At 55.5% G+C, this 12680-nt stretch carries 10 protein-coding genes; 2 read left to right on the top strand and 8 right to left on the bottom strand.

All coding sequences use genetic code 11. The features are described 5' to 3' along the window. Nucleotides 1–24: 24 nt before the first annotated feature. Both osmF and bglX read right to left on the bottom strand, forming a co-directional pair. Nucleotides 25–942: a glycine betaine ABC transporter substrate-binding protein OsmF gene (gene osmF / locus OGX81_RS17580; protein WP_012131641.1), complete on the bottom strand. Its 918-nt coding sequence runs from the start codon at nt 940–942 to the stop codon at nt 25–27. A 201-nt stretch (nt 943–1143) separates the two neighbouring features. Then, the gene (gene bglX / locus OGX81_RS17575) at nt 1144–3441 is read right to left on the bottom strand and encodes a beta-glucosidase BglX (RefSeq protein ID WP_104868455.1); all 2298 of its coding nucleotides are present in this window, start codon (nt 3439–3441) and stop codon (nt 1144–1146) included. A 251-nt stretch (nt 3442–3692) separates the two neighbouring features. Between bglX and dld the strand changes: the two genes are divergently transcribed. Then, nucleotides 3693–5423, top strand: coding sequence for a D-lactate dehydrogenase (gene dld / locus OGX81_RS17570; protein ID WP_104868453.1), 1731 nt, complete (start codon nt 3693–3695; stop codon nt 5421–5423). 111 nt (nt 5424–5534) lie between these two features. Here the strand turns inward: dld and pbpG are convergent, their stop codons facing one another. Together pbpG and OGX81_RS17560 are read right to left on the bottom strand one after the other, a co-directional pair. Beyond that, nucleotides 5535–6470: a D-alanyl-D-alanine endopeptidase gene (gene pbpG, locus OGX81_RS17565; protein ID WP_012131638.1), complete on the bottom strand. Its 936-nt coding sequence runs from the start codon at nt 6468–6470 to the stop codon at nt 5535–5537. Between the two features lie 230 nt (nt 6471–6700). After that, entirely contained in the window at nt 6701–7288 is a 588-nt protein-coding gene (locus OGX81_RS17560; protein ID WP_012131637.1) for a Yip1 family protein, read from the bottom strand. Between the two features lie 163 nt (nt 7289–7451). On the opposite strand from OGX81_RS17560, the gene OGX81_RS17555 reads away from it, so the two are divergent. Continuing rightward, on the top strand, nt 7452–8021 hold the full coding sequence (locus OGX81_RS17555; RefSeq protein WP_049011492.1) for a DedA family protein: 570 nt from the start codon (nt 7452–7454) through the stop codon (nt 8019–8021). Nucleotides 8022–8089: 68 nt separating this feature from the next. On the opposite strand, the gene mdtQ is transcribed toward OGX81_RS17555, so the two are convergent. The 4 genes from mdtQ to maiA form a co-directional block, all read right to left on the bottom strand. Continuing rightward, on the bottom strand, nt 8090–9526 hold the full coding sequence (mdtQ, locus tag OGX81_RS17550; RefSeq protein ID WP_286487624.1) for a multidrug resistance outer membrane protein MdtQ: 1437 nt from the start codon (nt 9524–9526) through the stop codon (nt 8090–8092). 295 nt (nt 9527–9821) lie between these two features. Continuing rightward, a complete protein-coding gene (gene dusC, locus OGX81_RS17545; RefSeq protein ID WP_012131633.1) occupies nt 9822–10760 on the bottom strand; it encodes a tRNA dihydrouridine(16) synthase DusC in 939 nt (312 codons plus the stop codon). Between the two features lie 66 nt (nt 10761–10826). Beyond that, nucleotides 10827–12020: a 3-hydroxybenzoate 6-monooxygenase gene (locus tag OGX81_RS17540; protein WP_104868451.1), complete on the bottom strand. Its 1194-nt coding sequence runs from the start codon at nt 12018–12020 to the stop codon at nt 10827–10829. Between the two features lie 14 nt (nt 12021–12034). Then, nucleotides 12035–12679: a maleylacetoacetate isomerase gene (maiA, locus tag OGX81_RS17535; protein WP_104868450.1), complete on the bottom strand. Its 645-nt coding sequence runs from the start codon at nt 12677–12679 to the stop codon at nt 12035–12037. Between the last annotated feature and the right edge of the window lies 1 nt (nt 12680).

Genomic DNA, 12680 nt, shown 5'->3' with positions numbered 1-12680 from the left:
CTTACTGACCTGATACAAAATGTGTTACTTCACCCAGCCTTTTTGCTTCAGGTAATCTGCCGCGACTTTTTTCGCATCCAGCCCTTCAACGGCGATACTGGCATTCAACTGTTGCAACGTTTTTTCATCCAGGCTGGCAAAGACCGGCTGCAACCATTCCGCCATCTGCGGATATTCTTTTAGCACCGACTCACGAACCACCGGAGCAGGCGCATAGATAGGCTGGACGCCTTGCGGATCGCTCAGTGTTTGCAGCCCCAGCGCCGCGACCGGGCCGTCGGTGCCATAGGCCATTGCCGCGTTTACGCCGGACGTTTGCTGAGCGGCCGCTTTAATGGTCACCGCCGTATCGCCGCCAGCCAGCGACAGCAACTGGTTCTGATTCAGTTTAAAATCGTAGGCTTTTTCAAAGGCAGGCAGCGCATCGGCGCGTTCGATAAACTCGGCGGAGGCGGCCAGTTTGAACGTTCCGCCCTCTTTCAGATAGCGTCCGAGATCCGCAAGCGAAACCAGTTTATTCTTTTCCGCAACATCCTGGCGTACCGCAATCGTCCAGGTATTGTTTGCAGGCGCTGGCGTTAACCAGACCAGCTTGTTCTGCTCAGCATCCAGTTTTTTGACTTTTTCAAACCCCGCCTGTGCGTTTTTCCATGCCGGATCGTTTTCGTCTTTAAAGAAGAATGCGCCGTTTCCGGTATATTCCGGGTAAATATCCAGCTCGCCGGAGGTAATCGCGCCGCGTACTACCGGGGTTGTACCCAGTTGCACTTTATTCACCGTTTTAACGCCGTGGCTTTCCAGCACCTGTAAAATCAGGTTGCCAAGCAAGGCGCCTTCCGTATCGATTTTTGATCCGACCGTTACGGGTGATGCGGCCTGCAACGGCAGACTGACCGCCGCTAACAGCAGCAGCGCCCCCGCCCCTGTTTTTGAAATTGTCATGCTGCTTTCCTCATTCTTTTACATCCCTTTTCAGAGACTTGAGGAAAAAGCATAGTTGAAAAATAGCAGAGCAACAAAAGGCAGGAGCAATTCACAGGCCGGATAAGCGCATGCGCCATCCGGCAATCAGGCGCACCGGTGCCGGATAGCGACGCTAACGCGTCTTATCCGGCCTACGGAGCTGACAGGCATGGCGCGTGGCTACAGCAGTTCAAACTCGCCCTGCTTCACACGGGCGGAATCGACGCCAATAAAGACGTTAAACTTGCCGGGCTCCGCGTCATACTTCATACGCTGGTTCCAGAATTTCAGCGCCTCAATATCAATCGGGAAGCTAACGGTCTGCGTTTCTCCCGGCTTCAGCGTTACCTTCTCAAAGCCTTTCAGCTGTTTTACCGGACGACTCATCGATGCCGTGACATCCTGCAAATACATCTGGATTACCGTCGCCCCCTCGCGCTTGCCGGTATTCGTCACCCGCACGCTGGCCGTTACCGCGCCATCGCGCTTCATGGTGGGCGCAGAGAGCGTCACATCGGAAACGGTAAACGTGGTGTAGCTCAGACCATAACCAAACGGATACAGCGGGCCATTCGCCTCGTCAAAGTAGCGGGAGGTGTACTTGTTCGGCTTGTCGGCGTTATACGGACGACCGGTGTTGAGATGGCTGTAGTAAACCGGGATCTGCCCGACAGAGCGCGGGAAGGACATCGGCAGTTTACCCGACGGGTTATAGTCGCCGAACAGAACGTCAGCAATGGCGTTACCGCCTTCCGTACCGGCAAACCAGGTTTCCAGAATGGCGTCAGCCTGCTGATCTTCTTTCACCAGCGCCAGCGGACGACCGTTCATCAGCACCAGCACCAACGGTTTACCCGTCGCCTTCAACGCCGCGATCAGATCGCGCTGGCTTTGCGGGATCTGAATATCGGTGCGACTGGAAGCCTCATGCGCCATACCCTGCGCTTCCCCGACAACGGCCACAACCACATCGGACTGTTTCGCGGCATTAACGGCCTCGTCAATCATCGCTTCTGGCGAACGAGGGTCTACTTTCACCGCCTCCTCATACTGATTGAGGAAATCAACAATGCCTTTGTCATTAGTGACATTCGCCCCTTTGGCGTATATCACTTTGCCTTTGTCGCCCAGCGCGTTTTTAATCCCCGTCAGCACCGTAACGGACTGGCTGGCGACGCCAGCGGCAGACCAGCTTCCCATCACATCACGCTGACTGTCAGCCAGCGGCCCCACCACCGCAATGGTGCCGGATTTATTCAACGGCAGCGTTTCCAGACGGTTCTTCAGCAGCACCAGACTTTCGCGCGCAACGTCGCGCGCGTCTTTGCGATGCAGACGGCTCTCAGCGTTCGTGTCCTGCGGATCGGACTCTTTTGCGCCCAGGTGGCTGTACGGATCGTTAAACAACCCCATGTCATATTTCACGTTCAGCACATGGCGCGCGGCATCGTCCAGTTCCGCCATCGTTACTTTGCCTGATTTGACCAGCCCCGGCAGGTATTTGCTGTAATACTCATCGCTCATACTCATGTTGATGCCGGACTTGAGCGCCACGCGCACCGCGTCTTCCGGGTCGGATGCCGTGCCGTGTTTAATCAACTCTTTGATCGCGCCGTGATCGGAAACGGTGATGCCTTTAAAGCCCCACTCGTCGCGCAGCACCTCTTTCAACAGCCACGAATCTGACGTCGCAGGCGTGCCGTTCAGTGAGTTGAGCGCCACCATCACCGCGCCGCTGCCCGCGTCCAGCCCGGCTTTATACGGCGGCATATAGTCGTTAAACAGGCGCTGCGGGCTCATATCGACGGTGTTGTATTCCTTCCCGCCCTCAACCGCGCCATAGGCGGCGAAATGTTTCACGCTGGTCATCACCGAATAGCGATCCGCCGGGCTTTTGCCCTGCATCGCCTCGACCATCGTTTTGCCCATAATCGCCGTCAGATACGTATCTTCACCAAAGCCTTCCGACGCGCGTCCCCAGCGCGGATCGCGGGACACATCCACCATCGGCGCCCAGGTCATGTTCAGGCCATCGTCAGCCGCCTCATACGCCGAGACGCGACCCACGGTTTTTACCGCCTCCAGATTAAACGAGGAGGCCAGGCCGAGGCTGATAGGGAAAACGGTACGCTGCCCGTGCAGCACGTCATAGGCGAAAAAGAGAGGGATTTTCAGGCGGCTCAGTTCCATCACCTGATCCTGCATTTTTCGGATATCCTGGCGGGTGACGGTGTTAAAAATCGCCCCGACCTGCCCGTTTTTGATCATCTCCCGGATGGCTTCTTTCGGGTTGTCGGGCCCAACACTTACCAAACGCAGCTGACCGATTTTCTCATCAACGGTCATTTTCGTGAGCAATTCAGTGACAAACGCATCCCGAGCTTCAGGCGTCAGCGGATGGTTGCCAGACAACGCTTCCGCCAGCGCTGGCTGCAACGCAAGGCTTACCGCAACACCTACAGAACATAGCCATTTCATCTTGATTCTCTCTTTTTCTTTAGCCCGACGTGGCAGCAAAAATATAACAAAAACCGCAGTTTGCCATAAGCCTAATCGGGAGAGGAGAAGAAAGCTAAGGTTATTCTCTGATTTTTTTAACGTCCCCTGCGCAGAGAGGAGGATCAGGAATACGCTAAGCCTGCACCGAGACAAGTTGCATGAGAAAGCGTATTGTCATACAAAGCGCTATGCTTAGTTCCGATAGTTTGTCCCACCACAAGGAGTGGAGAATGTCTTCCATTACAACGACAGATAATAAAGCCTTTCTTAACGAGCTCACCCGTCTGGTGGGTCATTCGCACCTGCTCACCGATCCTGCAAAAACCGCCCGCTACCGCAAGGGGTTCCGTTCTGGTCAGGGCGAAGCGCTGGCCGTGGTCTTCCCCGGCTCGCTGCTGGAATTGTGGCGCGTACTGAACGTCTGCGTAAACGCCGATAAAATCATTCTGATGCAGGCCGCCAATACCGGCCTGACTGAAGGTTCCACGCCGAACGGCAACGATTACGATCGCGAAATTGTCATCATCAGCACGCTACGCCTCGACAAGCTGCACGTCCTCAGTAAAGGCGAACAGGTGCTGGCATACCCAGGCACCACGCTGTACTCACTGGAAAAAGCGCTTAAACCTTTTGGTCGCGAACCGCACTCGGTTATCGGTTCCTCCTGTATCGGCGCGTCAGTTATTGGCGGCATCTGCAATAACTCCGGCGGGTCGCTGGTACAACGCGGCCCGGCGTATACCGAAATGTCGCTGTTCGCGCGCATTGATGAACAGGGCAAATTACAGCTGGTGAACCATCTGGGCATCGAACTGGGCCAGACCCCGGAACAGATCCTCAGCACACTCGATGATGAACGCATCAAAGATGAAGATGTGCGCCACGATGGCCGCCACGCCCACGATTACGACTACGTGACTCGCGTCAGGGACATTGAGGCCGATACCCCTGCCCGCTATAACGCTGACCCGGATCGCCTGTTCGAATCCTCCGGCTGCGCGGGTAAGCTGGCGGTGTTCGCCGTGCGGCTGGACACTTTCGAGGCGGAAAAAAACCAGCAGGTCTTTTACATCGGCACCAATCAGCCCGACGTGCTGACCGAGATTCGTCGTCATATCCTGGCGAAGTTCGACAACCTGCCGGTTGCCGGTGAATATATGCACCGCGATATTTACGACATCGCGGAGAAATATGGCAAAGATACGTTCCTGATGATCGACAAGCTCGGCACCGACAAAATGCCGTTCTTCTTTACGCTCAAAGGCCGTACCGACGCGATGCTGGAAAAGGTAAAAATCTTCCGCCCGCATTTCACCGACCGCGCGATGCAGAAGTTCGGCCATTTATTCCCTAACCATCTGCCGCCGCGCATGAAAAGCTGGCGCGACAAATATGAGCATCATCTGCTGTTAAAAATGGCGGGAGACGGAGTGGCGGAAGCGCAAAGCTGGCTGACCGAGTTTTTCAAAACCGCCGAGGGCGATTTCTTTGCCTGTACCCCGGAGGAAGGCAGCAAAGCGTTCCTGCACCGTTTTGCCGCAGCAGGCGCGGCGATCCGTTATCAGGCAGTGCATGCCGATGAGGTGGAGGATATTCTCGCACTGGATATCGCCTTACGACGTAACGACACCGAATGGTATGAGCATCTGCCGCCGGAAATTGACAGCCAGCTGGTGCATAAACTCTATTACGGTCATTTCATGTGCTATGTCTTCCATCAGGATTACATCGTGAAGAAAGGCATCGATGCCCATGCGCTGAAAGAGCAAATGCTGGAACTGCTGCGCCAGCGCGGCGCGCAATATCCGGCAGAGCATAACGTTGGTCATTTGTACAAAGCGCCGGAGACGCTGGCGCGTTTTTATCGTGAAAATGACCCCACCAACAGCATGAATCCGGGTATTGGTAAAACAAGTAAGCTGAAATTCTGGAAAGAAGCGGCGTCCGACGAGACGCATTGATTTCTCGTATTTACAGCGATGGAGCTGTTTTAAATATCGTGCCGGATGGCGGCGCAAGCGCCTTATCCGGCCTACAAACTGTAGGCCGGATTCAGGCACATATCAACAAACTCAATCGTTTTGCGCGGTCTGCTCGCCTGCTGCGGCCATCTGCGCGGCTTTCTGCTTTTTGTAACTCAACGCGGCGGCCGGAACGGGCATCGCTTTGCCGGTTTCAATCCAGGTGCGTAAACGGCTGGCATCGGCAAAATGGGTATATTTGCCAAAGGCATCCATCACCACTAACGCCACCGGTTTGTTGTTGATCATCGTGCGCATCACCAGGCAATGACCCGCAGCGTTGGTAAACCCGGTCTTGGTCAACTGAATATTCCAGTTATCGCGGTACACCAGGTGATTCGTATTGCGAAACGGCAAGGTGTACGCCGGGTTTGCAAAGGTCGCCATATCCTCACGCGTGGTGCTTAACTGACCAATCAGCGGGTACTGCTTGCTGGCAATCAGCAGTTTCGTCAGGTCACGGGCGGTCGATACGTTATGAATCGACAGTCCCGTCGGCTCCACAAAACGGGTGTGGGTCATGCCCAACGCTTTGGCTTTAGCATTCATCGCTTTAATAAAAGCGTTATAGCCACCCGGATAATGATGCGCCAGGCTTGCCGCCGCCCGGTTTTCCGAGGACATCAGCGCCAGCAGCAACATATTTTTACGGCTGATTTCACTGTTCAGACGCACGCGTGAGTAAACGCCTTTCATTTCCGGCGTCTGGCTGATATCGACTTTCAGTTTTTCATCCAGCGGCAGTCGCGCATCAAGCACCACCATCGCCGTCATTAATTTGGTGATCGACGCAATCGGACGCACAAGATCCGGGTGGTTCGAATAGATCACTTTGTTGGTGTTCAGATCAACAATCATCGCGCTTCCAGAAGCAATTTCCGGTTGAGACGCTACGGCGGCAGCCGCGGTTTTCGCCACAGCGTGTGGCGCAAAAGGGACAGCCAGCATCAGGGCAAGGCTAAATAATGAAACTCGGAATTTCAGCATGATGAGATTTCTGATAATGATTCACGCACGTAGAACGTACACCGCCTGAGCCAGGATTTTACTCAAGCTAGCTCCGGCATCATAGCGACCCGACAGCGTTGTCGCCATAAGAGAATCGTCACGAAATGCTGCATGCTGGCTTTTACACCCGTCTCTTCCCTGTTTCGGGCCGCAGGCGCGCTGCGGTTGTCCATTTATCGCCCTCCTGCGACCCGAATTCTTTTCATATCTCAGAATAACCGGTATCCATATCCCCACAGGATCACCGTCATCGCCAGCAACACTTCCAGTACCAGCACGCCGATAGCCAGCGTCGAACTGGAAAAGCTCAGACCTTCCTCTTTACTGATGTTCAGGAATGTCGGGATGCCGAGATACAGCAGATAGCCGGTATAAAACAGTGCGACAGTACCGACTAACGCACAGAGCCACACCAGCGGATAAAGCGCCACCAGACCACTTAAAAACAGCGGCGTTGCGACATACCCGGCAAAGACCATACAGTGTCCCAGGGAAGGCCGTTGCGGGTAGTTGCGCGCCATCCACCAGATGACCCGCCCCATCACGGCAACCCCGGCCAGCATCATGCCGTAAAACAGAACCGCGAACGCCAGCCCTGTAAACAGAGACAAGCGCAGCACATTGCCATCACCAAAATTCCAGCCAATTTGCGTAGTGCCAATAAAGGCGCAAATCACCGGGATCGCCGCCATCAGCAGCACATGGTGGGTATAGTGATGCGACACCGTTTCGTTTTCGCTTTTGATCACGCGCATTTCACGATCGGGATGGGAAAATAGCCCCCAGACATGGTTCATACCGCCCCCCTGCTTGTCAGCTCTGGATCTCAATACTTCAAGTATAATTCAGCTTTCGATTATTTTATGTACAGCGCATAAAAACCGATGCGCTAACGTTGCGCCTTTTCCGGCCATAAACATTGATAGGGTGTATGCTAAAGGCGGGAGGTCGTTTTCACGTATGGATATCAACAGTCTTATCACGCATTACGGTTACGCCGCGCTGATTATTGGCAGTATGGCGGAAGGCGAGACCATCACCCTGTTAGGCGGCGTGGCAGCCCATCAGGGATTGCTTAAATTCCCTCTGGTGGTGCTCTCTGTCGCACTCGGCGGCATGATTGGCGATCAGGTGCTCTATTTGTTGGGTCGTCGCTATGGCGGCAAAATTTTGCGGCGCTTTTCCCGACACCGCGCCAAAATTCATCTGGCGCAGAAAATGATCCAGCGTCGCCCGTACCTGTTTGTGATCGGTTCCCGATTTATGTACGGCTTTCGCATTATTGGGCCGCTATTGATTGGCGCCAGCCACCTGCCGCCTAAAATCTTTCTGCCGCTGAATATTCTGGGGGCGATGATCTGGGCTTTGCTGTTTACCACCCTGGGCTATATTGGCGGCGAGGTGATCGCGCCGTGGCTGCACAGTTTCGACCAGCATATAAAGCATGTGATTTGGCTGGCGCTGGTGGTTGGGCTGGTTTTTGGCGCTCGCTGGTGGTTAAAACGGCGCAATAAGCCTGATGCGCCTTAGCGCTTCACGCCGGATGGCGGCGTGAACGCCTTATTTGGCCTGCATTAAAGCGCCATCCGGCACGACGCTCAAAGATGATAACCGCCGCCCAGCGCGCTGGTGAGCTGGATGGACGCATCCAGCCATTGCCCTTGCAAAATCAGGCCGTTGCAATGTTCCCGCAGCGCCGGGATCTTCGCCTGGCTGACGCGGGAGCCCGCAATAATTCCGGCATTAAACCGCGCCTGTGCCAGACCAACCACCCGCTGTGCGTCATACTCAATCTGCCGTTGGTGCTGATTTTTTTCAGCCATCGTTTCAACCTGACTGGCGGCGCGCGCCACATCATTCACCGCATCCACCACCGCTTTGTTGTAATTCGCGACAGAGAGATTACTTTGCGCTTTCGCGATATCAAGACTGGCGTTCAGCCTGCCGCTGTCAAAGATCGGCAGCGTCAGCCCGGCGGTGACGCCCATCTGCTGTGCGGAATGGCGAAACAGATCGCTCAGGTGCAGGGCGTCCTGTTGCAGAAACGCCATCAGGTTGATATCGGGATAAAACGCCGCTTTTGCGGCGTCAACGCTGCCTAAAGAGGACTCAATGTACCAGTGCGCCGCCTGTAAATCGGGCCGGCGAGCCAGAAGTTCATAGCTCAACTGAGCGGGCAACTGGCTTTCAGTCACTGGCAGAGCAACCGTATGCAGGGTCAGCGAGGCCGATTGCGCATTGGTCAGCGCACTCAGACGCGCCTCAATAATCTTCATTTTACCGGCCACATCATTTAGCTGCTGCTGCGTTTTACCGGCATCAATATCGGTTTCCACCCCTTCGACCGAGGAGGTAATACCGTTTTGATACAGCTGGCGATCAACCGTAATGACGTTTTGCTGTTCATGTTCGATTTGCGTCAGCACCGCTTTAAGCGCCGCCTGCGTCTGCCATTCCCAGTATAAACGCGCGACACCGCTTGCCAGCAGTTGCCGGGTTTGCGCCTGTTCCGCTTCACGCGCTTTCACTACGCCGATTCTCGCGCTGACTTCAGCCCGATTCTTGCCCCAGAGATCCAGATCCCAACCGGCGGTTAAGCCGAACGTCCCGTTGGTGTACCACGGCCCGGTGGTTCCCGCCGCCGGATCGGTGATGGCAAACGGCCCCATCAGCCCTTCCGCAGACATTTTCTGGCGCTCAACATCCGCAGAGAAATCCAGCTGGGGGCCATCCTGCGCTTCAACCGCCTTCGCCTGCGCCTCGGCGAGTTGTATACGCTGTTCAGCCACCTGCATATCAGGAGAATGCTGTAATGCGTTGTCAATTAAGGCATCAAGCTGGGGATCGTGGTACGCCTTCCACCACTGGCTGTCCGGCCAACCGTTTTTTATTGCCGTCGGTACTGGTGAATCAACCTGTGCAGCAGGCGTTTGTCGCGTCAGCGACTGGCGGGTATCGTGCATCGGCGCGCAACCCGCCAGCAGCGTAAAAAGAGACAGGCACACCGTTGTGGCCAGGAGAGAATCGCGGTTCATGGAGACGTTCTGGTAAGAAAAGGTGCGCAGAGATTACGTGGTGTTGCGTCCTGTTTTTTAGTTACGCGTGGCAATACATCTTTGGAAAAGGAAAAATATAATTAGAAAATTATAATTGAAACAGATGATTATGATTAAAGTATTTCATGGAATGATATTTGCCCTTTGCGTAGTTCCCTGTCGAACCGCTGACCGCTGCCGGATGGCGACGTACCGTCTTATCCGGCCTACACAGTCTGTAGTCTGTAGGCCTGATAAGCGAAGCGCCATCAGGCACGCGGCCTGATAAGGCGATTTAAATATCAATGGACTGAATGGCGCGAGCAATATCAGGGGAATTATTAAGCGCACGGATTTCCTGAAATAGCGCGGTGGCTTCCGTATATTCCTTACGCAAATACCCCAGCCACTGCTTAATACGCGCCACATGATACAGCCCGGTATCCCCCTGCTTTTCCAGCCGGGTGTATTTTTGCAGCAGTAAGACCACTTCCGGCCAGGGCATACGCGGTTCGTTATATTTCACCACGCGGCTGAGATTCGGGATGTTTAACGCTCCACGTCCCATCATCACTGCGTCGCAGCCGCTGACCGCCATACACTCTTGCGCGCTCTGCCAGTCCCAGATTTCACCATTGGCGATAACCGGAATAGTGAGTCGCTGGCGGATCTCGCCAATCGCCTGCCAGTCAATATGTTCGGCTTTATAACCCTGCTCTTTGGTTCGCCCATGCACGACAAGCTCTGTCGCCCCTGCCTGCTGGACGGCATCGGCAATTTCAAATTTTCTTTCGCCGCTGTCCCAGCCCAGACGCACTTTCACCGTGACCGGTAAATGCGCAGGCACGGCTTCGCGCATCGCTTTTGCCCCCTGATAGATAAGCTCAGGATCTTTGAGCAACGTCGCCCCGCCTCCGCTGCCGTTCACCATTTTCGACGGACAGCCGCAGTTTAAATCCACGCCGTATGAGCCCAGCTCCACCGCGCGGGCGGCGTTTTCCGCCAGCCACTGCGGGTATTGCCCCAGCAGTTGAATACGCACGACTGTGCCGGACGCCGTGCGGCTGGCATTGTGCAGTTCCGGGCAGATGCGATGAAACACTTTTACCGGCAGAAGCTGATCCACCACGCGCAAAAACTCCGTGATGCACAGATCGTAATCATTAACCTCGGTCAGTAGCTCGCGCACCAGAGAGTCGAGCACGCCTTCCATCGGCGCCAGTAAAACACGCATAGCATTTCGTTACCTGCAAAAAAAGAGGCGCTATGGTAGCGCCTCTGTGGTGCGGTTTAAAGTCTCTCAGCGCGGCTCAAGGCAGTTATCTTCCTTCCAGCCATACAGCCACTCAATGCCGCGATAAAACTCCTGCTGGGATTTGCCTTTCCACAGCAGATTACGCACCTGTCGCTCCACGCCTGCGGCATGGTAGACGCGCCCCATCTCGCGGGTTGACCAGACAATTCGCGCCGTGCGGGGAATACGCACCGACTCATACAACGCAAAGGCCTGCTGCGCATCACCATGACAACGCTCCAGCGCTTTACCCAGCGTAACGGCATCTTCCAGCGCCATGCAGGCGCCCTGCGCCATATATTGCGCAACCGGGTGCGCGGCGTCGCCCACCAGCGTGATGCGGTCGGTTCCCCATTTCTCTACCGGTTCCCGGTCAGCGGTCGCCCAACGGCGCCAGGAGGTGGGTTTGTCGAGCATTTGACGCGGACGCGGGTGAATCCCGGCAAAATAAGAGAGCACCTCTTCTTTGCTTCCGTCTTTCACGCCCCACTCCTCCTGCTGACGGCTATGGAACGTCACCACCAGATTGTACTGTTTCCCGCCGCGCAACGGATAATGCACCAGATGGCAATGCGGCCCGGCCCACAGCACCGGCGCGTTGATACGCAAATCTTCCGGCATGTCGTCGCACTCCACCACGGCCCGGTACACCACATGCCCGGTCACGCGCGGCGTATCACCAAGTAGACTCTGGCGCACGACCGATTTCACGCCATCGCAGCCCAGCAGAATATCTGCCGTCCAGCTATTCCCTTGCTCGTCAAACACCGTTACATCGTCCGGCGTCTGGCGGATATCGACAATATTCGTCGAAGTCCGGTACTCCACGCCCGGGTGGGTCAGCGCCGCTTCCCAGACGGTGGCATGAATATCCACCCGGTGAATCACGGCATACGGGCCGCCAAAATGGTCGCGAAAGGTCTGGCCGGTTTCAATGCGCACGACCTCTTCGGCATTCACGGCGTCCATCATCGTAATATGATCGGTAAAGACCGCGCGCTGGCGAGCCACTTCGCCAACGCCGAGGCTGTCCAGCGCGGAAAACGCATTCGGCCCGAGCTGAATCCCCGCCCCAATCTCACCAATTTCATGAGCCTTTTCCAGCAGCATCACTTTAATGCCCTGGCGCGCCAGCGACAGCGCGGTCGCTGCGCCGCCAATACCGCCACCCACGATAATTGCGCTTGTCACTTTAGCCATTGTCGTTCTCCTTATCAGGCTGAAATTTTGTCTTGTTGATTTTCGGGGGCAGCGGCGATAAAGGCCGGAAGCCGGGTGCAGGCGTCATAAACCGCCTTGCAGCGCGGATAACCGCTCAGGTCGCATCCCATTCGCAGCGCATTGGCCCATTGTGGAATCAGGCAGCAATCCGCCAGCGTGGGCGCATCCCCCACGCAAAACTGCCCGGACTGCCCCTGGCGCAACAGCTGTTCCACCGCGCTAAGCCCTTGTTGCACCCAGTGGGCGTACCAGCGTTTCTTGTCTTCTTCGCCGATCTTCAGCTCGTCAGTCAGGTAGCGCAGTACGCGCAGGTTGTTCACCGGGTGAATATCACAGGCAATGGCATAGACAATTTCCAGCGCCTGGCTGCGCGCCGGATCGACCTGCGGCAGCAACGGCGTCTGCGGGAAGTGGCGATCCAGCCAGTCGATGATTGCCAGCGATTGCCCGAGAGATTCACCGTCATCAGTCACCAGCGTCGGCACCAGCCCGCTCGGGTTCATCCGTCGATAGCTCAGCGCATTCTGCTGGCCGATACGAATGTTGACGCCCACCGTCTCATAATCGATGCCTTTTAATGCCAGCGCGATACGCACGCGATAAGACGCCGAGCTATTAAAAAAACTGTACAGCTTCATC

The sequence above is a fragment of the Citrobacter sp. CK206 genome, assembly GCF_030333125.1.
GTDB lineage: Bacteria > Pseudomonadota > Gammaproteobacteria > Enterobacterales > Enterobacteriaceae > Citrobacter_B > Citrobacter_B koseri.
Note: the sequence above shows the minus strand (reverse complement) of the source record. Positions and strands in the feature narration are given on the sequence as shown.

What these genes read in the sequence shown, in the direction of transcription:
- osmF (WP_012131641.1), bottom strand. Translation starts at nt 942, where the DNA reads ATGACAATTTCAAAAACAGGGGCGGGGGCGCTGCTGCTGTTAGCGGCG.
- bglX (WP_104868455.1), bottom strand. Translation starts at nt 3,441, where the DNA reads ATGAAATGGCTATGTTCTGTAGGTGTTGCGGTAAGCCTTGCGTTGCAG.
- dld (WP_104868453.1), top strand. Translation starts at nt 3,693, where the DNA reads ATGTCTTCCATTACAACGACAGATAATAAAGCCTTTCTTAACGAGCTC.
- pbpG (WP_012131638.1), bottom strand. Translation starts at nt 6,470, where the DNA reads ATGCTGAAATTCCGAGTTTCATTATTTAGCCTTGCCCTGATGCTGGCT.
- OGX81_RS17560 (WP_012131637.1), bottom strand. Translation starts at nt 7,288, where the DNA reads ATGAACCATGTCTGGGGGCTATTTTCCCATCCCGATCGTGAAATGCGC.
- OGX81_RS17555 (WP_049011492.1), top strand. Translation starts at nt 7,452, where the DNA reads ATGGATATCAACAGTCTTATCACGCATTACGGTTACGCCGCGCTGATT.
- mdtQ (WP_286487624.1), bottom strand. Translation starts at nt 9,526, where the DNA reads ATGAACCGCGATTCTCTCCTGGCCACAACGGTGTGCCTGTCTCTTTTT.
- dusC (WP_012131633.1), bottom strand. Translation starts at nt 10,760, where the DNA reads ATGCGTGTTTTACTGGCGCCGATGGAAGGCGTGCTCGACTCTCTGGTG.
- OGX81_RS17540 (WP_104868451.1), bottom strand. Translation starts at nt 12,020, where the DNA reads ATGGCTAAAGTGACAAGCGCAATTATCGTGGGTGGCGGTATTGGCGGC.
- maiA (WP_104868450.1), bottom strand. Translation starts at nt 12,679, where the DNA reads ATGAAGCTGTACAGTTTTTTTAATAGCTCGGCGTCTTATCGCGTGCGT.